Origin of the sequence: Kribbella flavida DSM 17836 (assembly GCF_000024345.1) — a bacterium.
Lineage (GTDB): Bacteria > Actinomycetota > Actinomycetes > Propionibacteriales > Kribbellaceae > Kribbella > Kribbella flavida.
In genome coordinates, this window is the sequence record NC_013729.1 from 6234902 (window position 1) to 6257007 (window position 22106).

The window sequence follows — 22106 nt, forward strand, 5'->3', positions numbered from 1 at the left end:
GTGCCGCACGGGCCGGTCGCTCGCAGTGTGCGACCCCGGCCCGGCGACGGCCCGGGCCGAGGGGAAGTGCCATGGCTGCCGAACGGACCGATCCGGCTGACCCGACCGCGGTCGGCGCACTGACCACCTTGCTGCTGAGCACGTCGACGATCGAGCAGTTGCTGGTCGAGGTGGCCCGGCTGGCCGCGGACGTCGTGGTTCCACCGGCCTCCTGCGGCGTCACCTCCAGCTACGACGGACGGCACCGGTCGATCGCCACCAGCGACCCCCGCGCCGCGCTCGTCGACGAGGGCCAGTACGCCGACGACGACGGACCGTGCCTGGAGGCGATGCGTCGCCAGCGGGTGGTGGTGGTCGAGGACCAGCTGAGCGAGGTCCGCTGGCCGGCGTACAGCGGGCGAGCGGTGAAGCTGGGTGTTCGGTGCTCGGTCAGCTATCCGCTGGTCGTGCAGGGCCAAGGCGTGGGGGCGCTGAACCTGTACGGCTACGACGGCCCGGCCGGGTTCTCCGAGCAGGACCGCGAGCGGATCCGCATCTTCGCGGCGCAGGCGGCAGCCACGCTCGGCGTTGCGATCCGGTTCGCGCGGCAGGCTGAGGTTGCCGAGCAGCTGGAGCATGCCCTGACCTCCCGCAGTGTCATCGACCAGGCTATCGGGGTGCTGATGGGACAGCAGCACTGCGATGCCGAGACCGCGTTCGCCCTGCTGCGCACCCATTCGCAGAACAACAATCTGAAGCTGCGCGACGTCGCCCGCGGCATCATCGTCCAGATGACGGGCCATCCGCCCGATGCCGGCCACCAGTTCCACGGGCGCGGAGGCGGCGAACCGCTGAGCGGCCACTGAGGCCACGTTTGTCGGGTTCGACGGCGACCGCGTCGCGCCGCAGTGACCCTGGTGGCGCCCTCTGCGATGATCGGACGACGTCGAGAGACACCGGCACGCTCAAACAGCGGGCGGCACTGCAGGTGCAGACCCTCGGCGGCTGTGGTGAAAGATGCTCAGTGGTAGCGGTCGCGACTCGCCGGTCCACTCGCTGGTCGACCTGGCGCTGACGTTGCACGAGCAGACGAATGTTGAGCGGACAGCCACCGCCACCATCGCCGCCCTTCCGTCCTTGATGGCGGGAGCGGTCGGCAGCATCGTGCTCAGTCACCGCCACCGGCCCGTTCCGCTCAGCGCCGGCTGCGCCGCACTCGAGCGGGCGGACCGGCGGCAGGTGGAGCTGAACGAAGGCCCGGCTGTCAGCATCCTGAGAGGCGACAGCGCGGTGCTCGCACCCGACCTGGCGCGGGATTCGCCCTGGCCGAGGTGGGGCCGGGATGCCGCGGCGGAGGGCTGGCGAAGCTGGCTCAGCCTGCAACTGCTCAGCCGCAACGGCAACACCCTCGGTGTGCTCTCGGTGGCCAGCCCTCGCCCCGAAGCCTTCGACCGCGACGCCACCTGGCTGGCCGGTCTGGTCGCCACCCACGCGGCGGTCGCCCTGGACGCGGCCCGGATCCGCGACAACCTGCAGGTCGCAGGCGACGCGCAGGCGAGGATCGGCCACGCCCTCGGCATCTTGATGGAGCGGTACGGCATGGACGACGAGCAGGCGTTCAGCGTGCTGCGGCGCTACTCTCAGGACAGCGGCCGCAAGTTGCGCGACATCGCCGCGGACTTGGTCCAGACGCGGCAGTTTCCCGAGCCGACCTCCGCCCATCGGAGCGGTTGGGCCTCCTTCGAGACTGGTTCGGGCGGAACCGGAATGGGTACGGCGACACCATGACTGACTCGCACCTGATCGAGACCGCGCAGCGGTTGGCGAAAGCGCTGACTCCTGGCGATCTCGACCATACGCTGCGTCAGATCACCACGGCCGCGGTCGAGGTACTGCCCGAGGTCCGTTGGGCCAGCATCACCGTACTGCACTCCGACGGGCGGCTGGAGACCGTGGCACCGACCGACGACATGCTGCTGGAGGTCGATGCCGCGCAGTACAAGCTGCGCGAAGGGCCTTGCTACCAGGCCGCGGTCGACAGTGCCCACGTCACGGCGCCGGACCTCGCGACCGATCAGCGCTTCCCCCGGTACGGCGGCATCGCCCTCGATCACGGTATTCACGCGCAGGCCGGGATCCGGCTGTTCGACGCCGCCCGCTCGCAGGGCGCGCTGAACCTGTACTCCTCGGCCGCCGGTGCCTTCAAGGACTTCGAGTCGCTCAGCAGGTTGTTCGCCCACCAGTCCGCGACGGCGATCGCCTACGCCCAGGAGATCCAGAACCTGAACGAGGCGATGCACACCCGGCGCACGATCGGTCAGGCCGTCGGCATCGTGATGGAGCGCTACAAGCTGACCGATCAGCGGGCGTTCGCGTTCCTGACCCGGCTGTCGCAGGACCACAACGTGAAGCTGCGCCGGGTCGCCCAGGAACTGGTCAACGCCCTCGAGCAGGACGGCCGCGACGCGCGCGACTGACCGCGGGCGTTTTCCGGGGGTGCCGATCGGGAACCTGGGGCTGTTCGTAGTTCCACTCGACCCGAAGGTTGGTGAGATGGCATGACCACGGCCCGCGAACTGATGACACCCGGCGCGGAATGCGTCGGTGAGAACGAGACACTGGTCGACGCCGCCCGCAAGATGCGTGACCTCGACGTCGGCTCGCTGCCGATCTGCGGCGAGGACAACCGGTTGAAGGGCATGCTGACCGACCGCGACATCGTGGTGAAGTGCCTGGCCGACGGCGGCGACCCAACCCAGGTCACGGCCGGCTCGCTGGGTGAGGGCAAGCCGGTGACGATCGGCGCCGACGACAGCATCGAGGAAGCGCTCCGCACGATGGCCGAGCACCAGGTGCGCCGGCTGCCGGTGATCGACGGGCACGACCTGGTCGGCATGCTCGCCCAGGCCGACATCGCCCGGGAGATGCCGGACAAGGCGGCCGGCTCCACGGTCGAGGACATCTCGCAGCCCAGCTGAGTCCTCCCCCAGCAACACCACGGCCCTCACGTACGCCGTACGCGGGGGCCGTGGCTTGGCGCTCGGCCGGCTACTGGCCGGTGATGGTGAACTGGGAGCCGGGCTCGATCTCGACGTTGCCGTCGCGGGAGTTGGTGATGGTGGTGTTGGTCAGGACGGCGTTGCCGCGGGCGCCGCCCATGGCGAGAATGCCGGCGCCGTTGTTCGACTTGTCGATGCGCACGTTCGTGATCGCGACGTTCGGCATCAGTCCGCCGCCGGTCTTGAACTGGATACCGTCATAGGTGGAGTCGACGATCTCGGTGTCGCGGATGGTGACACCGGGGATCGGCAGGTTCTGCGGGAACAGCGTGATCGCGCCGAACTCCTGATCCTCGTTCCAGAACACGCCGCCGCACCGGTAGAGGCCGTTGTTGGCGATCAGTGTCTGGCCGGAGAACGGCAGCGGGTCGTGGTCGGTGGCGAGCATGATGCCGGGGTAGTTCATCGTGTCGTAGATCAGGTTGTTCTCGATCTTGTTGTCGTAGCCGCCGTAGATCGCGATGCCGTTCGCCCGCCAGGGCAGCTGGACGGTGTTGTTGGTGAAGGCGTTGGTGTGCGCGATGTCCACCGCCTGGTCCTTGACGTACTTGTTCGCCCAGACGGCCAGCGCGTCGTCGCCGGTGGTGCGGAACGACGAGTTGAACACCTTGCTGTTGCGGGTGCCGTTGCTGAAGTTGATGCCGTCGGCGTAGGTGTCGCGGATCCGCATCCCGCTGAGCTCCAGGCCGTCGGCCGGGCCCCACAGTTCCTGGATGTTGTCGTAGTCGCGGCCGACCCAGACCCCGACGTTCGCGTGCTCGATCCAGACGTTGCTGATCTTGGTCCCGGTGCCGAACCGGCCGTTCAGGCCGACGCCGCCCTCGGCGTTGCCGTCCCCGCCCCGGATCCGGCCGGAGCCGAAGATCGCGATGTCCGAGATCTGCGTGGACTTGTCGATGTCGAAGCCGAAGTTGCCCTCGTGCGGGTGGTTGATGCCGCCGGCGTTCTGCGGCTCGGTGATCGAGTAGAGCTGCGAGTACCACATCCCCGCGCCGCGGATGGTGACGTTGCTGATGCCGACCTGGTTGTACTGCCCCCGGTTCAGCGGGTCGTCGGTCAGGATCTTCTTCTCCTGCCGCCACTGGCCGGCCGGGATCCAGACGCAGCTGATCACGCCGTTCTGGTCGTCGGTGACGGCCCGCTGGATCGCGTCCGCGTCGTCGATGCCGTCACCGGCCACCGCGCCGTACTGCGTGATGCTGGTGCAGCCCGCGGGCTGGCTCAACGGGGCCGCGACCTGCTCGAGGTCGATCAGGTCGATGATGTAGAACGCCGCGGTGTCCCCGCTGTCGCGCTGCAACTTGAACCGGGTGCCCGGCGGGTACGACGTCCCGAGCAGCGCGTGCGACTCGTCGAACAGCCGGCGCGCGTCGCCGCCGGGCGTGTTCGTCAGGCCTTCGGGCTGGTCGGTGGTGCCGTAGAGCCAGCTGTGCCGCGACGAGAACGTCAGCTTCCGGCTGAAGGTGCCGTTGACGTAGAGGCTGATCGTCGCCTCCTGCCCCTGTCCGTTGGCGGAGTCGGGGATCGAGTTGCGGACCACGATCGAGTTGGTCTGGTTGGTCGAGGTGAACTCGACGAACTGGCCCTGGCTGTTCAGCCGGACCGAGCTGCGTCCGGACGACTCGGTGGCGAAGTTCGTGTGGCCGAAGGTCCGCAGCGGGTCGGCGACCAGTAGCTGGCCCTGGTAGTTCGCCGCCTCGGCCTCGTAGGACACGTACGGTACGGCGGCGCCGCGGCCGACCACGATCGCCCGCGCGAAGGTGTTGTTCGTTTCGTTGACCTCGGCAACCACATTCGTCGCGTCGGCGGTCGCGGTGATCGTCGCGCCGCCGGTGGTCGCCGTCCAGGTACCAGTGATGACGACGTTGGCGGTCGCGCCGGCCGCGATCGACGCGGTGCTGGCGGTGAGCGTCGTGCTGCCGACCACGACCCGGGTCACCGAGGTCGCGCCGGAGGCCGACGTACCGCGGTTGTGCACCGCGACGGTGAAGCTGACCGGCTGGCCGACCGCCGGGTTCGCCGGAGTGGTGGTGATGCCGGTGACCTGCAGGTCAGGGCCGGGCGCCTGCGCAATCACCAGTTGCGTGGGCGCCGTGAACGCGTTGTTGTCGTTGTTCTGCTCGACGATCGTGTTCGTCGGGTCGACCACCGCGGCGACGGCGTAGCTGCCCTGCGGACGGGTGCCGGCGTTGAGGGTGACCGTGGTCGAGGCACCGGCGGCAAGGGCGCCGACCGGAGCGCTGCCCACGACGGTGCCGCCGAGGGTGAAGTTGACGGTGGTGGCGCCGGCCGCGGCCGAGCCGCTGTTCCGCACGGTCGCGGACAGGGTGACCGGGCTCGCCTCGCTCGGTGACGCCGGGGTCCACGTGAGCGCGCTGACCACCAGGTCGGGGTTGGGAGCGGGGGTGCCGATCACCTGGACCTCGGCGACCTGGGCGCCGGGAGCGCCGGTGTTGCTGAAGAACTGCAGCCGCAGGTCGGCGACCCGGCCGCTGACCGGGATCTCCACGGTGTTCTGCGTGGACGAGGTGAAGACGTGGTTGGCCCGGCCGGACAGCGAGGTGAAGGCGGTCGCGTTCTGGTCGCGACCGAGCACCTCGAAGTTCTGCGTCCGTTGACCCCAGGCCTGGTCCGGGTTCAGCTTGACGACGACCGAGCTGACGTCGGCGTTCGAGCCGAGTTTGACCGTCAGCGTGGCCGGGAAGCCGTTGGACTCCCAGTAGGTGGCGAGGTTGTTGTCGTTCGCGTGCGCGGCGACGAACGAGTGCACCGACGAGCTGGCCTCGATCGGTTTGCCGGTGGCCAGGTTGCTGCCGCCGCTCTGGCCGGCCCGGCGGACCCGGTTGCTGTCGCCGGACTCGTTGCCGGCGGCGTCACGCGCGCGGACGTAGTACTCGACCGTCGCGGAGGCCGGCTGGTTGTCGGTGTAGCTGAGCACGGTGCCGGCGACCGTGGTGACGACGGTGTTGTTGCGGTAGACGACGTACCCGGTGACGCCGACGTTGTCGGTCGCGGCGGACCAGGCGAGTCGCAGCTGGCCGGACGCCGGCTCGGTGAGGGTGAGGTTGCCCGGCGCGGTCGGGGCCTGGGTGTCGCCGGTGTCCGGGCCGTGCACCTCGAACTCCGACAGCTGCCCGGCCGGCCAGCCGGTGTTGGCGGTGACGTTCACCCGGACGTACCGGGTGGTCCGGGCCGGGAAGGTGATGGTCACGGTGTTGGCACTCGCCGGGGTGAAGGTGTAGCCGGTGCTGGTCACCACGTCGGCGTACGACGTACCGTCGGCGCTGCTCTGGACGGCGAGGGTCTGGGTCCGGGCGCCCCAGGTGGACGGGAGCTTGAGCACCACCCGGTCGACGCTCTTCGCGGCGCCGAGGTCGGCCCGCAGCCACTGCGGGAACTGGTTGTTGTTGCTCTCCCAGTAGGTGTTCGGGTTGCCGTCACCGGCGTTGGTCGCGGGATACTCCCCCAGCTGGGTGCTGGCCGACAACGTGCGGGGCAGCGCCGCGGCGGGGGCGACCGCGGCGTCGGTCGTGGTGGAGCGGACGGCGTCCTGGGTGGTTGTGGAAGCGACGGCCGGGGTGACCCCGGCGAGGATCAGGGCTGCGGTGAGCAGGCCGCCGATCAGTCGTCTGCTGGGCTGGCTCCGTTTCATGGCGTCCTCAGTTCTGACGGGCGGGGAACCGCCGCAAGCGGGGACCTGCGGCTGGACGAGCTGAACTTGCAGCGCAATGCCAATTTCTTGCGGGCAAGTAGCCAAAGCTTGCAGGCGTGGACGCAGTTCGTCAACGGTTCGTCGCGCACCGGAACCAGCCGGACGGCCGGGGCGGCAATCAGGGCTTGCGGGCGAGGGCTGCCAGGACGAGGTGCAGCGCGCCGGACGGGGAATCGTCAACTGGGGAGTCGTCGGACCGTGCATCGTCCGACGCCGCGGCGTGGGCGGCGGCCCAGTCGGCGAGGGACGCCAGGCCGGGCGGGTGGAGGTCGATGCCTTCGAGCAGGGCCGCGATCTCGGCCGGCGTACGGAAGGCGATCGATGGGACCGCGGGGCGCAGGACCTGCTCGACCGTGGCGGAGAAGTCCGCGAGCGGACTGCCGTCGCGAGGGTTGGCCGGGTGCGTGATCGCCAGGTAGGAGCCGGACGGCACCGACGACCAGTAGCCGTGGAGCGCCTGCCGGGCGTCGGCGTGCCCCGGGACGTGATGCAGAACCAGCCCCAGCAGCACGCCGACCGGCCGGGTCAGGTCGAGCACCACGGCGACATCCGGGTCAGCCAGCACGGCGCCCGGCTCGGTCAGGTCGGCGGCAACGAAGTGCGTCGTCCGCTCGTCGTCCAGCAAGGCCTGCCCGTGCGTGATCACGGTCGGGTCGTTGTCGACGTACACCACGGTGGCGTCGGGACTCAGCCGCCGGACGACCTGGTGCGTGTTCTCGGCCGTCGGCAACCCGCAGCCGAGGTCGAGGAACTGGTCGACGCCCCCCTCGCCCACCATCAGCTCGACCGCCCGGCCCAGCCAGAGCCGGTTCTGCTGGGCGACGGCCGGCACGTCCGGCGCGACCTCGAGCAGCTTGTGGTGCAGTCGGCGATCGACCTCGAAGCAGTTCTTGCCGCCGAGCAGCAGGTCGTAGACCCGCGCGGCGTTCGGCCGGCTGGTGTCCACGTCGGGCAGGAACGCGCGCCCACCGCCGTCCGCCACCCGCACTCACCTCGCCGCCCCAAGAACCGAAAAGCCGGATTGTCGCGACCGTAGCGCAGCCCGCCCGGAGCCTCCACCCTCTTTCCGCGCGAAATCCGGAGCTGTCACCGTTCCGTTGTACGACGACCGAGCCCGGCCCGGCGATGAGTTCTGCGGGGATCGCTCGTCTCAATGAGCGACTCGGCCGCAGCTCCGGAAGGAAATTCTCGATGGCGAAAATGCTGTACTCCGTGACCATGTCGCTCGACGGCTTCATCGCCGGTCCCGGCGCAGACATGTCCTGGCTGACCGACCACCTCGGCCCGAACCCGGTCGTCGACGACCTGATCGGTGAGGTCGGCGCCCTGCTGGTCGGCGCGAACACCTACCGCGGCGACGACCCGCACAAGAACGACGAGGGCGCCGGCAAGGCCTTCGGCGGCGGCTGGGAGGGCCCGCAGTACGTGGTCACCCACCACCCACCGGCCGAGTCGGCGCCCGGCGTCTTCTTCCGCACCGACGTCGCCACCGCACTGGCTGACGCCGAGGCGGCGGCGGGTGATCGGTACGTCAACGTGCTCGGCGCGGACCTGGCTCGCCAGTGCCTGGAAGCGGGCCGGCTCGACGAGGTCCTCACCTTCGTCGCGCCGGTCCTGCTCGGCGACGGCACCCGCCTGTTCCACCACCCGGGCGGCCGGACCGTGCAGCTCGAACGCGTCCACCACAGCGCCGTACCGCACGCGACCGCGCTGTGGTTCAAGGTGCTCAGCTCAGCAGGCTGACGTCCTCGCTGCCGGTGGAGAACATCACCGGCCGGACCTCGACGGCGAGACCGTTCCCGCGGGCCTCCGGCAGCAGCTCGGCCAGTTGCAGCGCGCGCTCGTGGGACTCGACGTCGACGAGGTAGTAGCCGCGGATCGTGCTGCTCGTGCCCGGCGTCCCGACGACGGTGCCGAGCACCGGATCGGCGAGCGTCTGACCGTCGATCAACTCGCCCGCTTCCTGGGCGGCTCGGCGGAAGCGCTCGTGGCTCTCGCTCCGGAACTGCTCGATACCTTGCAGGATCAGCACGTACTTCATGGTCCACTCCCGTCGGTCCGCCGTCACAGACAAGACGGTGCCGACCCCGGGACTTTGACATCGCTCCGGAGGACCAGGGACGCGGGCACGCCGCCGAGGCACCCCCACTGGCCTACGCCTGACTCGCCCCGCGGACCGCCCAGGCCCGGGCGGTCAGGCTGATCGACTCGTCAGCAGCCACCGGCAGTCTGGCGCGGACGCCGTCCCGGATCCGGTCGCGGGTCGCGGCGTCGAGCGTGCTCAGGTACGCCGGCGCCGCCCCCTGCCCACCGAGAAACGGGGACCAGTAGTCCTCGAACGACGTGAACACCGTCGGTACGACGATCTCCCGGCTCGCCACGTCGGCGTACCCGGCGTCGCGCCACATCGCCTCCAGCGCATCCGGCCGGCAGAACGGGAACCGGTCGCCCTCGTGCAGGTCGCGGTGCTCGGGGTCGACCTCGCCCGCGACGTCCCAGAAGTACTTCATCAGCTGCATGCCGTCGGCGTAGTCCCACACGTACGCCGCGACCACGTCGCCGAGGCCGCCCAGCCGCCGCAGCAGCTCGTCGCGATCGGGCACGAAGTTCAGCACCAGGCCGGACACCACCACGTCGAACGGCCGCTCGCCGTCCGGCCCGGCTGTCAGTTCGGTCGCGTCCCGAACCTCGAACGCCGCGACCTCACCCGGCACGGTCCGCCGGGCGTACTCCAGGTACGCCTCCGACCGGTCCACGCCCAGCAACCGCGCCGGCTTCGCATCCCGGACGATCGTGCTGCTCAACGCCCCCGTGCCGCAGCCCACGTCGAGCCAGCGCAACCCCGCCGGCTGCTCCAGCCACGCGACGAACTCGGTCGCGACCAGCCGGCTCCAGCGTCCGACGTACGGCTCGTACTGCTCCCCACTCGACCATCGCTCCATCGGGGCAGGCTAGGGCTCAGGCAGCGACGGTGGAAAGGCTTACGCCGGTCAACTGCTCAGCGGTCGCCCACAGCCGGGCGCCGCTGTTGTCGTCGAGCGCCCGCCGCGGGATCCTGGCGCGCTTGGTCGGCCCGACCATCTCGAACCAGCGCGAAGGCCCGTAGTACGCGCCCTGCACCGCGTCCGGGCTGACCGCGGCGACCAGCAGCGGCTCGGTTCCCTGCTCGACGTCCTGGGACGGCGTCAGGTCGAGGCGCAGGAGCATCCGGTCCACCGCGGACGGCCTGTCCCGGCCGAGGCTCGGGCCGGCGGTCTGCAGATTCGTCCGGGTGATCCCCGGGTGGGCGATCGTGCTCAGCAGCGGCCAGCCGCGTTCGGCGGCGATCGCGGCGAGCCGCCGGCCCATCATCAGATCAGCCAGCTTGGACTGCGCGTAGGCCCGCACCCGGCGATACTGCCGCTGCCACTGCAGATCGTCGAACTCGATCCGGCCGAAGTTCGCCATCCCGCTGCTCATCGTCGCGACGCGCGGCGCCGGTGCCGCGAGCAACAGCGGCAGCAGCCGCAGCGTCAGCGCGAACGGGCCGAGGAAGTTCGTGCCGAACTGCAACTCGAACCCGTCGGCGGTGAGCATCCGCTCCGGCGGGATCATCACCCCGGCGTTGTTGACCAGCAGATCGAGCGGTACGCCGTCCGCGATCAGGGCGTCGGCGAACTCGGCCACCGAGCCGAGATCGGCCAGGTCGATCCGGCGGACGTCGAGCAGCGCGCCGGGATGCCGAGCGAGGATCTCGGCGCGGGCAGCCTCGCCCTTGGCCACCGTGCGCACCGCCAACACCACGTGGGCGCCCGCCGCGGCCAACCTGCGCGCGGCCTCCTTCCCGGTGCCGCTGTTGGCTCCGGTGACGACGGCGTACTGGCCGGTCTGGTCGGGGACTTCGTACATCGCGCGCTCCTTAAAAGACTGCCGGTCTGTTGTGGACGACGCTAACAGACCACTGGTCTGATCACAAGAGACCGGTGGTTTGTAAACTGTCGGGCATGACATTCCAGCGAGCGCGCAGTCCGGAGCAGCGGGCCGAACGCCGGCGTGCGATCCTGGCGACCGCGGCCGAGATGCTGGCCGAGCAGCCGGTCGCCCAGCTCACGCTCAACGAGCTGAGCCGCCGCGTCGGCCTGGCGAAGTCGAACGTGCTGAACTACTTCGAGTCCCGCGAGGCCGTGCTGCTGGAGTTGATGAACGGCGAGACGGCCGCCTGGCTCGCCGAATTCGAGGCCGCGCTGAGCCACGTCGACCCGTCGCGTCCGGCCGCCGAGCGGGCGGAGTCGTTGGCGCGCGCGGTGGCGGAGACCCTGGCCGCGCGGCCGATGCTGTGCGAGCTGATCAGTGCGCAGGCCGCCGTCCTGGAGCACAACATCTCGACCGACGTCGCACTGAACTTCAAGCGGGCCGCCATCGGGCACTCACATCGGTTGGTGGCGGCGATCCTGGCCGCCGTACCGGAACTGGGCGAGCAGGGCGCGGCCGACTTCGTCGCGTCCGTGGCGCTGCTGGCCGGGGCACTGTGGACGCACTCACGGCCGGCACCGACGATGCTCGCGGCGTACGAGGCCGCGCCCGAGCTCGCCGCGCTGCGGGTCGAGTTCGCCCCCGCACTGCGGACCGCCGCGGACAGCCTGCTCTTCGGCCTGCTGCCCCGCTGACCCGCGGCCCAGGCGATCCCGGCCCTGGACCGGGCCAGGACCGCCGGCGGCGGCTCAGTGGTAGAAGTACGGGTCCAGGACCCGCACCTCGGTGATCTTGCCGACGGGCAGGCCGTTGGTGGCGGCGGCCTGGCGGATCGCCTCCGGGGAGGGACCGTCGTAGACGCAGTACGTCGTGCGGTGGTCCGGGGAGACGTAGGAGTGCACCCAGGTCACTGCGTGCTGGGCGTTGCCGTCGACGACGTCGAGGCAAGCCTTGGCGCCGCGGTCGTCGGCCGGGATGGCGAGACCGTCGGGGAAGGTGCGTTCGACCAGGTAGCGGGTCATGTCGTTCCTCTCGTGGGATGGCTTGTCCTGCCGGAAAGCCTGCCTTGCCGCCACCGGACCACTCATCGGGAGTTCCTCCCCATCTTGGCCGGACCAGTTCCCCAGACCAGCCGTCTCGCTGGGTGAAAACGCCCGGAGCAGCAGGGGTGGGCAGGATAGGTTCCGTTGCACCCAGACAGGTGCTTTCGTGAGGATCACTAATGACTCCCACCGCCCTCGAACCGCCCGGAGTGCGCTCGTTGTGGTCGGCCAACTTCCGGCTGTACTTCGCCGCCCGCACGACGTCGCTGCTCGGCGACGCGATGATCCCGGTGGCCCTGTCGGTCGGCGTGCTCGACGCCGGCTACGGCGCCACCGGGGTCGGCTACGCGCTCGGCGCCTGGCTGGCGGCGGTGGCCCTGTGCATGCTGTTCGGCGGGGTCCTCGCCGACCGGTTCACCCCTCGCCGGATGATGGTGCTGGCCGACTTCGCCCGGTTCGTGCTGCAGGCGATCACCGCGGCCTTGTTCGCGTTCGGCACGCCGTCGCTGGTCCTGATCGTGCTGCTGCAGTTCCTCAGCGGCGCCGCCACGGCGATGTTCCAGCCGGGGGTCGCCAGCATGGTTCCGCAGGTCGCGGACGACGTCCAGCGCGCCAACGGGACCCTGCGGATCGCAGAGTCGATGGCCAGCGTGCTCGGTCCGGCGCTGGCCGGAGTGCTGGTCGGCCTGGCCGGCCCGGCCGTCGTCTTCGCGCTCTACGCCGCGACGTACGCCGTCAGCGGCGTCTGCCTGCTGGCCCTGCGGCTCGGCACCGCGCCGGTCGCCCGGAGCGCCTCGTTCTTCACCGAGCTGGCCGAGGGCTGGCAGGCGTTCCGGGCGCGGACCTGGCTGTGGGCGGTCATCGCGATCTTCGGGTTCTACGGCTGCTTCGTCGTGGGGGTGTCCCTGCCGATCGGCGCGGAACTGGTGATCGGCCACCTCGGCTCCACCGCGCTCGGTCTCGGCCTGGCCGCCTTCGGCGCCGGCGGCGCGATCGGCGGAACGCTCGCGATCAGGTTCCGCCCGCGCCGTCCCCTCGCGGTCGGCGCGATCGGCTGGGCGCTGTTCGCGATCTACCCGGTGGTCCCGGCCGTGCGGCCGGAGCTGTCCGTGCTGATGGCCGGCTGGGCCGTCGCAGGGGCCGGCATCGCGTTCTGGTCGGTGCTGTGGTCGACCACCGTGCAGACGCAGGTCCCGCCAGAGTTGCTGAACCGGGTCTACGCCTACGACGTGGCCGGCTCACTGGTCACGATGGCGCTCGGCCGTACCGTCGCCGGTCCACTGGCGGGCCTCACCGGTGAGGTCCCGCTGATGGTCTTCGCGACCGGCGTCGGCTTGCTCTGTGCCGCCGCCCTGCTGGTCGTCCCGGCGACCCGCCGGCTTCGCGTCATCCGGTGAACGCGCGGAACCAGCGGCCGGCTTCCTGCCGGGTGGACACCCCCAGCTTGCCGAGCACGGCGGACACGTGATGATCCACCGTCTTGGCCGAGATGTGCAGCCGCGCAGCGATCTCGGCATTGCGCAGGTGCTGGGCCACCAGGGCCAGTACCTCGGTCTCGCGGTCGGTGAGGCCTGCCGGATTGCTCCGGGTGGCCGGACGCGGTCCGCGCGGCACCCTCGCCACGCCTTCGCGCCGAAGCTGCCGGGCAACCCGATGCGCCGCGCCCCACGCTCCGAGCAGCTGCAGCTCCTCCAGCCCGGCCACCTGCCGCTGCGGATCCTCGTCCTGCGCCAGGAACAGCGCGGCTTCGTACGGGCAGCCCAGTGCGCGCCAGCGGTCGCCATCGCGGTACGGCGCGGCCGCGAAGTCAGGGAGCTCGACCCCGAGCCAGGACCCGAGCTCGCCGACCGCCCACGGATGCCGCAACCGCAGTGCCAGCTCGTACGTCGCCCGCAGGTCCGCGCCGACCCCCTCGGCCGCCCCGTCGAGTCGCGTCGTCCCGTCTGATCCACTCAACCAAGCGGCCTCGGCCCGCGCCGCCACAGCGGGCCAGAGGCGTTGGAGGTCACCGGTCTGCCGAGCGAGCCGCCACGCCGTGTCCAGCGGAGCGGAGAAGTCCGGATCGCCCCGCCGGGCGCGCAACCAGCCGAGCACGGTGCACGCGATGATCCGTGCCGGCACGTGCTGCCCGGTCCCCTCGATCACCTCATGTGCCCGTTGCTCGGCCGCGGCCCAGCGGCCCTGCTCGAAATCGGAGCGAGCCTGCCAGGCCAGCGCGTAGACCCGCGACGAGTCCAGGTCCCGCTCGGAGCACCAGGCGACCGCCTCCGCCAACCAGCGGTCGGCCACGTCGTACCGCCGGATCTCGCCGGCGCCGGACCCGAGATTGACCATCGCGGCGGCGATGCCTGCGTCGTCCCCGGCCGTCGAGGACGCCGCCAGACCGGCCTCCAGGAGCTCGACCGCCCGGTCGGGATCGGCGAGGAAGTGAGCGGTTCCGACGGCGTTCAGGGCCCGCCCCAGCGTCTGCGTGTCCCCGAGCCGCTCGGCCAGCTCGACGGCCCGGGCGCCGACCGAGATCGCCGCCGGCATCTCCCGTGCCAGCATCAGCAGCCGGGCGTGGGCGGCGAGGGCCTGGGCAAGAGCTCGTCCCGGAGGACGGCTCCGGAGCAGAGCGGCGGCGGCTGTGGCCATCTCGTGCGCCGCCGCGTTCTCGGCGGTCTTCCACAACATCAGCGAGCACTGGGCCATCACCCGCCCCTGCCGGTCGGGATCCCCGGCCGACTGCCACAACTCGATCGCGCGCCGGGCAGCCGCGATCCCGTCGGTCAGGGCGTCGCTGTGATCACACTGCTCAGCCAGCTGCTCCCACAACTGCGCCTGCTGCTCCACCGGCAACCCCACGCAGTGCCGTACTGCGCGGCCGTACTGCGCCGCCGCTTCCCGGTGGGCCCCAGCCTGAGCGGCTCGCTCCGCCGCCTGCGGTGCGTACCGCAGAACCGCCGCTCGATCCCCGGCCGCTTCGGCGTGATGGGCCAGCCGTGCGGGGTCGACCCCGTCGAGGCCGGCGAGGTGGTCGAGCACCTTGCCGTGCAGCAGCGACCGCCGTACTGCGGAGACGTCGGATTCCACCGCCCGCCGGGCCAGCTCGTGCCGGAACCGCACCGCGCCGTCCTCGAGCACCAGCATGCCGGACAGCAAGCAGGGCTCCAGCGCGTCCGGGTCGACGAGTCCGGCCTCGGCGCGGTCCGGAACCAGCGAAACCACGTCGAGCACGGCTCGCGCTGCCGGGCCGAGGCGATGCGCTCGGGCCAGGACCGCGTCGCGCACGGTCGCGGGCACGTCGTCGGCCGGTGCGCTGAGCGCCTCGGTGACAAAAAACGGGTTGCCGCCGGTGACCGCGTGCAACCGGACACCGTCCCGACCGAGTGGCTCCGACAACGCCGCCACTGCGTCCGGCGACAGCGCCGGCACCTGGATCCGGCGCACGGCGCGGGCAGTGGCCAGGTCGCCCAGGACCCGACGCAGCGGGTGGTCGCGTCCAACCTCCTCCGGGCGGTAGGTGACCAGGACGACCGCCGGCAGGTCGGCGATGCGGCGACCGAGGTAGATCAACAGGTCGAGAGTCGCCTCGTCGGCCCAGTGCACGTCCTCGATCACCGTCACCGACGGACCTTCGGCGAGCAGGTCGAGCAAGGTGGTGAACGCGCGGTGCCGATCCGCTCCGGCAGCCAGCAGACCGGCCAGGGCCGGAACCGACTTGGCGATGTCGTGCAACGGCCCGAGCGCCCGCGGCGTTCCCAGCGCGTCGCAGAACCCGGAGCGCACCGGAAGGTCCGCCGGCAGCGACCCGCAGTGAACGCGCACCAGCGTGGTCTTGCCGATCCCTGCCTCGCCGCCGATCAGGACCAGCGTGCCCGGCCTGCAGTCCCGCAGCTCGGCGAGCAGCGGCTCACGCTCCAGGAACATGGAGATCAGACCTGCTTCACGTACCGATGGCAGTCGACCGCGACCGGGCCGGACTCGGTGGAGGCAGGGTAGGCGAACGCGCCGTCGTCCTGCCAGCCGGAGCGTTCGTAGCAGCGCCGGGCCCGGGCGTTGCCGGTGGCAACTGCCAGCCAGGCGCGGGAGTGGCCGGCGGCCTTGACCTGTCGCTCCGCCTCGGCGAGCAACCTGCCGGCGACGCCGGAGCCGCGGTGGTCGCGGGAGACGTAGACCTGCTCGACCTCGTCCCCGGCCACGATCACGAACCCGGCGACCCGGCCGTCGACGGCGGCCACGGTGGTGGCGGCGACGCGCTCGGCGGCCCGGGTGTGGAACGACTGCTCGGTGCGGACGGCGACGAGCTCGTCCGGGACGTGGCCCAGGTGACCGTCGCCCCAGCCGGCGTACCAGATGCAGGCGACGGCGTCCGCGTCGGCCGGTGCGGCGGGGCGCACGATCACGGTCATACGCCCCACCGTGCCACCTACTGCGGGTCGTAGGCGAGGTTCGGCCGGAGCCAGCGCTCGATCTCAGCGACCGGCAGACCGCGGCGCTTGGCGTAGTCCTCGATCTGGTCGCGGCCGAGCCGGCCGACGCTGAAGTAGCGCGCCGACGGGCTGGCGAAGATCAGGCCGGACACCGCCGCGGCCGGCGTCATCGCGTACGACGTGGTCAGCCCCAGGCCCAGCTTCTCGGCCTCGATCAGGTCGAACAGCTCCTTCTTCTCGCTGTGGTCCGGGCTGGCCGGGTACCCCAGCGCGGGCCGGATGCCGCGGAACCGCTCGGCGTGCAGATCTTCCAGCACCGGCTCGGCGTCCGGCTCGAACCAGGCCTTGCGGGCCTCCAGGTGGATCCACTCGGCGAACGCCTCGGCCAGCCGGTCCGCGAGCGCCTTGACCATGATCGCGCGGTAGTCGTCGTTCTGCGCCTCGTACCGCGCGGCCAGCTCCTCGGCGCCGTGGATCGCGACGCCGAACCCACCGAGGTGGTCACCGGCCGGCGCCACGTAGTCGGCCAGGCAGCGGTTGTACCGGCCGGCCGGCTTCTGGGTCTGCTGGCGCAGCATCGGGAACGACACCCCGAGCCCGTCCAGCACGATGTCGTCGCCCTCGCTGTGCGCCGGCCAGAACCCGTACGCGCCCTCGGCGGTGAACGACTTGTCGGCCACGATCTGGTCGAGCAGCGTGTTCGCGTCGTCGAACAGCTCGCGGGCGACCGGCTGCTCCAGGATCGCCGGGTACTTGCCCTTCAGCTCCCAGGCCAGGAACAGGAACTGCCAGTCGATCATCGCCCGCAGCGTCTCCAGGCTCGGCGCCTCGCGGCGCAGCCCGGTGAACGCCGGCACCGGCAGTTCGCCGTACTCGACCGGCTCGCGGTTGGCCCGGGCGTCGTCGATCGACAGCAGCGGGGCACGCTGCTTGCTCGCGTGCTGCTCGCGGAGCCGGTCCTGGTCCTCACGGTTGCTGAGGGCAAGGGTCTGCGAGCGGTCCTTGTCCAGCAGGTCGGAGACCACGCCGACCACCCGGGACGCGTCCAGCACGTGCACCGTGGTCTGGTCGTACGCCGGGGCGATCCGGACCGCCGTGTGCTGCTTGGACGTGGTCGCGCCACCGATCAGCAGCGGCAGTTCCAGCCCGCGGCGCTGCATCTCGGCGGCGACCGTGACCATCTCGTCCAGCGAGGGGGTGATCAGCCCGGACAGACCGACCACGTCGGCGCCCTCGGCGATCGCGGTGTCGAGGATCTTCGCGGCCGGCACCATCACGCCGAGGTCGATCACCTCGTAGTTGTTGCAGCCGAGCACCACGCCGACGATGTTCTTGCCGATGTCGTGCACGTCGCCCTTGACCGTGGCCAGCACCACCTTGCCCTGGTCGCGCACGTCCTCGGTGCGGCCCTCCTGCCGGGCCAGCTCCTTCTCGGCCTCCATGAACGGCTCCAGGTAGGCGACCGAGCGCTTCATCACCCGGGCGCTCTTCACCACCTGCGGCAGGAACATCTTGCCGGCACCGAACAGGTCGCCGACGATCTTCATGCCGTCCATCAGCGGGCCCTCGATCACCTCCAGCGGCCGGGCGAACTGCTGCCGCGCCTCCTCGGTGTCGGCCTCGACGTAGTCGACGATGCCGTGCACCAGCGCGTGCGACAGCCGCTGCTCGACCGTGCCCTCACGCCAGCTCAGGTCGACGACGCGCTGGGTGCCCTTGCCCTTCACGTTCTCGGCGAAGCTCACCAGCCGGTCGGTGGCGTCGTCGCGCCGGTTGAAGATGACGTCCTCGACCAGCTCCAGCAGGTCCTTGGGAATGTCCTCGTAGACCGCCAGCTGGCCGGCGTTCACGATGCCCATGTCCAGGCCGGCCTTGCCCGCGTGGTACAGGAAGGCCGAGTGCATCGCCTCGCGCACGATGTCGTTGCCGCGGAACGAGAACGACAGGTTCGAGATGCCGCCGCTGATGTGCACGCCGGGACAGCGCTGCTTGATCAGCGGTAGCGCGTCGATGAAGTTCTTGGCGTAGCCGTTGTGCTCGGACATGCCGGTGGCGACGGCGAGCACGTTCGGGTCGAAGATGATGTCCTCGGCCGGGAAACCGATCCCGGTCAGCAGGTCGTACGCGCGGCCGCAGATGTCCACCTTGCGCTCGACGGTGTCGGCCTGGCCCTGCTCGTCGAAGGCCATCACCACCGCGCCGGCGCCGTAGTCGCGGATCCGCCGGGCCCGCTCGAGGAACTCCTGCTCGCCCTCCTTCAGGCTGATCGAGTTGACCACGCCCTTGCCCTGCACGCACTTCAGGCCGGCTTCCAGCACGGTCCACTTCGAGCTGTCGATCATGATCGGGATGCGGGCCACCTCGGGCTCGGTCGCGATCAGGTTCAGGAACGTGGTCATCGCCTGCTCGCTGTCCAGCAGGTCGGCGTCCATGTTGACGTCCAGCAGGTTCGCGCCGCCGCGGACCTGGTCCAGCGCCACGTCGACCGCCGCCTGGAAGTCGTCGGACTCGATCAGCCGGCGGAACCTGGCCGAGCCGGTCACGTTGGTCCGCTCGCCGATCATCACGAAGCCGGTGTCGGCGCCGATCTTGAACGGCTCCAGCCCGCTGAACCGGGTCGTCCCGGCCGGCGGTACGACGGTGCGCGGGGCGGCCCCGGCGACCGCCTGGGCGATCTTGGCGATGTGCGCCGGCGTGGTGCCGCAGCAGCCGCCGACGATGTTCACCAGGCCGGACTCGGCGAACTCCCCGATCATCCCGGCGGTCTGCTCGGGCGTCTCGTCGTAGCCGCCGAAGGCGTTCGGCAGGCCGGCGTTCGGGTGGCTGGCGACGTAGGTGTCGGCGAACCGGGCCAGGTCGGCGACGTGCGGCCGCAGCTCCCGCGCGCCGAGCGAGCAGTTCACCCCGACCACCAGCGGCTCGGCGTGCTCGATCGAGTTCCACCACGCCTCGACGGTCTGGCCGGACAGGGTGCGGCCGGACAGGTCGACGAACAGCGAGATCCACAGCGGCAGCTCGGGGGCGGCCTCGCGGGCGGCGGCGATCGCGGCCTTGCAGTTCAGGGTGTCGAAGATCGTCTCGATCAGCAGCAGGTCGACACCGCCGTCGCGCAGCGCGGTGATCTGCTCGGCGTACGAGTCGCGCACCTGCTCGAACGACACCGCCCGGTACGCCGGGTCCTCGACCCGCGGCGACAACGACAGCGTGACGTTCAGCGGCCCGACCGACCCGGCCACGAACCGGCCACCGGCCTCGTCGGCGGCCTGTCGCGCCAGCCGGGCGCCCTCCAGGTTCATCTCCCGCACCAGGGACTGCAGGCCGTAGTCGGCCTGGCCGATGCTGGTCGCGGTGAAGGTGTTCGTGGTGGTGATGTCCGCGCCGGCGTCCAGGTACTGCCGGTGCACGTCCAGAATGAGGTCGGGGCGCATCAGGTTCAGCAGGTCGGGGTCCCCGCTGACGTCGTGGCTGTGGTCGAGGAACCGGTCGCCCTGGTAGTCCTCGGACGTGAGGTTGGCGGCCTGCAGCATCGTGCCCCACGCACCGTCCAGCACCGCGATTCGCCGGTCGAGCAGGTCTCGCAACGAGCTTGTGGTCACCCTTGGCCTCCAGAAGATCTCCGGAGGCGCCCTTGCGGTCTGAACATCGGGTCGAGCGTGGCGGGCCTCCGGCCCGTTGCAGCGCCTCTCGACCTGGATCCGCAATGCTACCGGCCGACCGGGGCACGGACGGAAATCGCTGCCCGATGGGTGAGACAGGTGTCCAAGTCCGCCCAGTGCAGCTCTCGGCCGAACCGGACTCGATCAGCACCCGCCGAGCCGGGCGGCGAGCTGGCGGGCGTGGCCGGCCAGCTCTGGTGGGGAGACGACCTCGAAGTCGAAGCCCAGCAGGGCGACGTACAGGAGCAGCTCGTCGAGAGAGTTGGAGCCTGTGCTGACCAGGCAGGTGGTTTCGTCGACGGGTTCCACGGTGCCGGTCGACGAGGCCAGCCGGTCCGCGACCTCCTGAGCGGGCGCGCTCATCCGGAAGACGCCCTGGTACCGGTAGGCGCCGGACGCGATGCCGGCGCCGCTGGCGGCCAAGTCGGGGACCTCGCGCGGGGTGAACCGCGGACCGGTCGGGATGCGCGGGGTGATCCGGTCGAGGCGGTAGGTGCGCCAGTCCTGCCGGTCGAGGTCCCACGCCACGAGGTACCAGCGGCGGCCGGTGTGGATCAGCCGATGCGGCTCGGTGGTTCGGACGCTCGCCGTACCGTCGTGGCTGCGGTAGTCGAAGCGCAGCCGCTGGTGATCCCGGCAGACAGCAGCCACGGCCAGCAGCACGTCCGGATCCACCGCAGCCCCCTGAGTAGCCGGTACGGCGACCGACTGCAGCAGGCGGACCCGATGCCGAAGCCTGGACGGCAAGACCTGTTCGAGCTTGGCCAGCGCGCGGACCGACGACTCCTCCAGCCCGGCCACTCCCCCGGCAGCCGACGCCCGCAGACCGATCGCGACCGCGACGGCCTCCTCGTCGTCCAGCAGCAGCGGCGGCAGCGCCGCTCCGGCGCCGAGCCGATAACCCGCCACTCCGGCGACAGCCTCGACCGGATAGCCGAGGTTGCGCAGCTTGTCGACGTCCCGCCGTACGGTCCGGACACCGACGCCGAGCTCACGCGCCAGCCCCGCTCCCGACCAGTCGCGGGGAGCCTGCAGCAGGGAGAGCAGTTTGAGCAGCCGTGCCGAGGTTTCCAACATGGCCGAAGTCTGTCAGCAAGCTAGGACCGAAGCTGTCCTAACTGGCTGACATTGTCGAAGCATGATCACTCCGTTCCGCATCGACGTCCCGCAGGCCACTCTCGACGACCTCCGGCGCCGGCTCGACGACGCCCGGCTGCCCGCACCGCTTCCCGGCGACGGCTGGGACACCGGCGTCCCGGTGAGCTGGCTGAGCGACCTGGTCGACTACTGGCGCACGCAGTACGACTGGCGCGCGATCGAGCAGCGCCTCAACGACATCCCGCAGTACACGACCGAGATCGACGGCCAGACCATTCACTTCCTGCACGTGCGGTCGGCGGAGCCGGACGCGTTGCCGTTGCTGCTGACGCACGGCTGGCCCGGCTCGTTCGTCGAGTTCCTGAACCTGATCGGCCTGCTGACCGACCCCGTCGCGTACGGCGGGTCGGCGGCCGACGCGTTCCACGTGGTCGTCCCGTCGCTGCCCGGCTTCGGCTTCTCGACCCCGATCGTCGGCACGGACTGGGGTACCGAGCGGATCGCCCGGACCTGGGCCGAGTTGATGAACCGGCTCGGCTACGCCAAGTACGGCGTCCAGGGCGGCGACATCGGCGCGGCCGTCTCGCCGGAGGTCGGACGGGTGGACCCCGAGCACGTCGTCGGGGTGCACCTGAACGGGCCGGGCCCGCTGCCGCCGATGCCGCTGCCGGACGACGAGCTCGCGACGCTCACGCCGCTGGAGCAGGACCGGGTGGCGCGGATCAACGCCTTCATGGCGGAGGAGTTCGGCTACATCGCGATCCAGTCGACCCGGCCGCAGACCCTGGCCTACGGGCTGGTCGACTCCCCGGTCGGGCAGCTGGCCTGGATCATGGACAAGTTCCGCGAGTGGACGCATCCGCGGACCACCCTGCCGGACGCGCTGCTCGACCGGGACACCCTGCTGACGAACGTGATGATCTACTGGCTGACCGGCTCGGCCGGCTCCGCGGCGTACGTCGGCTACGCGCAGCAGGGCGGCTGGGGCCGGACGCCGGCGAACTCGGGCGTGCCGACCGGGGCCATCGTTTTCGCGCACGACGTCGGCATCCGCCGCTACACCGAGCGGGAGAACACCGTCACCCGCTGGACTGACGTCGACCGGGGCGGCCACTTCGCGGCCCTGGAGGAGCCAGAACTGCTGCTTACCGACGTCCGGGAGTTCTTCGCCGGGCTGCGATGAGGCGGGCCCGGCC

Annotated in this window: 18 protein-coding genes and 1 riboswitch; of the genes, 8 read left to right on the forward strand and 10 right to left on the reverse strand. The window is 70.9% G+C overall.

Annotated elements, in window-relative coordinates:
* Positions 1–71 precede the first annotated feature (71 nt).
* The 4 genes from KFLA_RS28795 (at position 72) to KFLA_RS28810 (ending at position 2957) form a co-directional block, all read left to right on the forward strand.
* Positions 72–845: a GAF and ANTAR domain-containing protein gene (locus KFLA_RS28795; protein ID WP_012923360.1), complete on the forward strand. Its 774-nt coding sequence runs from the start codon at positions 72–74 to the stop codon at positions 843–845.
* 151 nt (positions 846–996) lie between these two features.
* Complete coding sequence (locus KFLA_RS36015) at positions 997–1767, forward strand: GAF and ANTAR domain-containing protein (RefSeq protein ID WP_012923361.1); 771 nt, start codon at positions 997–999, stop codon at positions 1765–1767.
* Entirely contained in the window at positions 1764–2456 is a 693-nt protein-coding gene (locus KFLA_RS28805; RefSeq protein WP_012923362.1) for a GAF and ANTAR domain-containing protein, read from the forward strand. Before KFLA_RS36015 ends, KFLA_RS28805 begins: the two co-directional genes overlap by 4 nt.
* Before the next feature lie 81 nt (positions 2457–2537).
* Positions 2538–2957, forward strand: a complete 420-nt coding sequence (locus KFLA_RS28810) for a CBS domain-containing protein (RefSeq protein ID WP_012923363.1) — start codon at positions 2538–2540, stop codon at positions 2955–2957.
* 70 nt (positions 2958–3027) lie between these two features.
* Here the strand turns inward: KFLA_RS28810 and KFLA_RS28815 are convergent, their stop codons facing one another.
* Positions 3028–6690 (reverse strand): CARDB domain-containing protein, encoded by a 3663-nt coding sequence (locus KFLA_RS28815; protein WP_012923364.1) that lies wholly within the window; start codon positions 6688–6690, stop codon positions 3028–3030.
* A gap of 178 nt (positions 6691–6868) precedes the next feature.
* Positions 6869–7732, reverse strand: coding sequence for an SAM-dependent methyltransferase (locus KFLA_RS28820; protein WP_012923365.1), 864 nt, complete (start codon positions 7730–7732; stop codon positions 6869–6871).
* 209 nt (positions 7733–7941) lie between these two features.
* Here KFLA_RS28820 and KFLA_RS28825 point away from each other — a divergent pair, with 209 nt between their 5' ends.
* Positions 7942–8493 (forward strand): dihydrofolate reductase family protein, encoded by a 552-nt coding sequence (locus KFLA_RS28825; RefSeq protein WP_012923366.1) that lies wholly within the window; start codon positions 7942–7944, stop codon positions 8491–8493.
* Here the strand turns inward: KFLA_RS28825 and KFLA_RS28830 are convergent.
* The 3 genes from KFLA_RS28830 to KFLA_RS28840 all read right to left on the reverse strand — a co-directional run bounded on the left by KFLA_RS28830 (position 8477) and on the right by KFLA_RS28840 (position 10638).
* Positions 8477–8791: a YciI family protein gene (locus KFLA_RS28830; protein WP_012923367.1), complete on the reverse strand. Its 315-nt coding sequence runs from the start codon at positions 8789–8791 to the stop codon at positions 8477–8479. The genes KFLA_RS28825 and KFLA_RS28830 overlap by 17 nt on opposite strands.
* Positions 8792–8903: 112 nt before the next feature.
* Complete coding sequence (locus KFLA_RS28835; RefSeq protein WP_012923368.1) at positions 8904–9692, reverse strand: class I SAM-dependent methyltransferase; 789 nt, start codon at positions 9690–9692, stop codon at positions 8904–8906.
* Positions 9693–9708: 16 nt separating this feature from the next.
* Complete coding sequence (locus tag KFLA_RS28840) at positions 9709–10638, reverse strand: SDR family oxidoreductase (RefSeq protein WP_012923369.1); 930 nt, start codon at positions 10636–10638, stop codon at positions 9709–9711.
* Between the two features lie 95 nt (positions 10639–10733).
* Here KFLA_RS28840 and KFLA_RS28845 point away from each other — a divergent pair, with 95 nt between their 5' ends.
* Positions 10734–11396: a TetR/AcrR family transcriptional regulator gene (locus tag KFLA_RS28845; protein WP_012923370.1), complete on the forward strand. Its 663-nt coding sequence runs from the start codon at positions 10734–10736 to the stop codon at positions 11394–11396.
* A 54-nt stretch (positions 11397–11450) separates the two neighbouring features.
* Here the strand turns inward: KFLA_RS28845 and KFLA_RS28850 are convergent, their stop codons facing one another.
* Entirely contained in the window at positions 11451–11723 is a 273-nt protein-coding gene (locus KFLA_RS28850) for a DUF4242 domain-containing protein (protein ID WP_012923371.1), read from the reverse strand.
* 200 nt (positions 11724–11923) lie between these two features.
* Between KFLA_RS28850 and KFLA_RS28855 the strand changes: the two genes are divergently transcribed.
* On the forward strand, positions 11924–13141 hold the full coding sequence (locus tag KFLA_RS28855; protein WP_012923372.1) for an MFS transporter: 1218 nt from the start codon (positions 11924–11926) through the stop codon (positions 13139–13141).
* Here KFLA_RS28855 and KFLA_RS28860 read toward each other — a convergent pair.
* The 4 genes from KFLA_RS28860 to KFLA_RS28875 form a co-directional block, all read right to left on the reverse strand.
* A complete protein-coding gene (locus KFLA_RS28860; RefSeq protein ID WP_012923373.1) occupies positions 13131–15653 on the reverse strand; it encodes an ATP-binding protein in 2523 nt (840 codons plus the stop codon). The genes KFLA_RS28855 and KFLA_RS28860 overlap by 11 nt on opposite strands.
* Before the next feature lie 5 nt (positions 15654–15658).
* Positions 15659–16135, reverse strand: coding sequence for a GNAT family N-acetyltransferase (locus KFLA_RS28865; protein ID WP_012923374.1), 477 nt, complete (start codon positions 16133–16135; stop codon positions 15659–15661).
* A gap of 17 nt (positions 16136–16152) precedes the next feature.
* Positions 16153–19752, reverse strand: coding sequence for a methionine synthase (gene metH, locus KFLA_RS28870; RefSeq protein ID WP_012923375.1), 3600 nt, complete (start codon positions 19750–19752; stop codon positions 16153–16155).
* Between the two features lie 17 nt (positions 19753–19769).
* Positions 19770–19848, reverse strand: a riboswitch (S-adenosyl-L-homocysteine riboswitch).
* Between the two features lie 108 nt (positions 19849–19956).
* Entirely contained in the window at positions 19957–20889 is a 933-nt protein-coding gene (locus KFLA_RS28875; protein WP_012923376.1) for a helix-turn-helix transcriptional regulator, read from the reverse strand.
* A 61-nt stretch (positions 20890–20950) separates the two neighbouring features.
* Between KFLA_RS28875 and KFLA_RS28880 the strand changes: the two genes are divergently transcribed.
* Positions 20951–22093 (forward strand): epoxide hydrolase family protein, encoded by a 1143-nt coding sequence (locus KFLA_RS28880; protein ID WP_012923377.1) that lies wholly within the window; start codon positions 20951–20953, stop codon positions 22091–22093.
* Positions 22094–22106 lie beyond the last annotated feature (13 nt).

Bases quoted from the DNA above. Each gene is read 5' to 3' on its own strand.
- KFLA_RS28835 (WP_012923368.1), bottom strand. From the start codon at position 9,692: ATGGAGCGATGGTCGAGTGGGGAGCAGTACGAGCCGTACGTCGGACGC.
- KFLA_RS28795 (WP_012923360.1), top strand. From the start codon at position 72: ATGGCTGCCGAACGGACCGATCCGGCTGACCCGACCGCGGTCGGCGCA.
- KFLA_RS28825 (WP_012923366.1), top strand. From the start codon at position 7,942: ATGGCGAAAATGCTGTACTCCGTGACCATGTCGCTCGACGGCTTCATC.
- KFLA_RS28880 (WP_012923377.1), top strand. From the start codon at position 20,951: ATGATCACTCCGTTCCGCATCGACGTCCCGCAGGCCACTCTCGACGAC.
- KFLA_RS28865 (WP_012923374.1), bottom strand. From the start codon at position 16,135: ATGACCGTGATCGTGCGCCCCGCCGCACCGGCCGACGCGGACGCCGTC.
- KFLA_RS28810 (WP_012923363.1), top strand. From the start codon at position 2,538: ATGACCACGGCCCGCGAACTGATGACACCCGGCGCGGAATGCGTCGGT.
- KFLA_RS28855 (WP_012923372.1), top strand. From the start codon at position 11,924: ATGACTCCCACCGCCCTCGAACCGCCCGGAGTGCGCTCGTTGTGGTCG.
- KFLA_RS28845 (WP_012923370.1), top strand. From the start codon at position 10,734: ATGACATTCCAGCGAGCGCGCAGTCCGGAGCAGCGGGCCGAACGCCGG.
- KFLA_RS28850 (WP_012923371.1), bottom strand. From the start codon at position 11,723: ATGACCCGCTACCTGGTCGAACGCACCTTCCCCGACGGTCTCGCCATC.
- KFLA_RS28860 (WP_012923373.1), bottom strand. From the start codon at position 15,653: ATGTTCCTGGAGCGTGAGCCGCTGCTCGCCGAGCTGCGGGACTGCAGG.
- KFLA_RS28805 (WP_012923362.1), top strand. From the start codon at position 1,764: ATGACTGACTCGCACCTGATCGAGACCGCGCAGCGGTTGGCGAAAGCG.
- KFLA_RS28840 (WP_012923369.1), bottom strand. From the start codon at position 10,638: ATGTACGAAGTCCCCGACCAGACCGGCCAGTACGCCGTCGTCACCGGA.
- KFLA_RS36015 (WP_012923361.1), top strand. From the start codon at position 997: ATGCTCAGTGGTAGCGGTCGCGACTCGCCGGTCCACTCGCTGGTCGAC.
- KFLA_RS28830 (WP_012923367.1), bottom strand. From the start codon at position 8,791: ATGAAGTACGTGCTGATCCTGCAAGGTATCGAGCAGTTCCGGAGCGAG.
- KFLA_RS28875 (WP_012923376.1), bottom strand. From the start codon at position 20,889: ATGTTGGAAACCTCGGCACGGCTGCTCAAACTGCTCTCCCTGCTGCAG.
- KFLA_RS28815 (WP_012923364.1), bottom strand. From the start codon at position 6,690: ATGAAACGGAGCCAGCCCAGCAGACGACTGATCGGCGGCCTGCTCACC.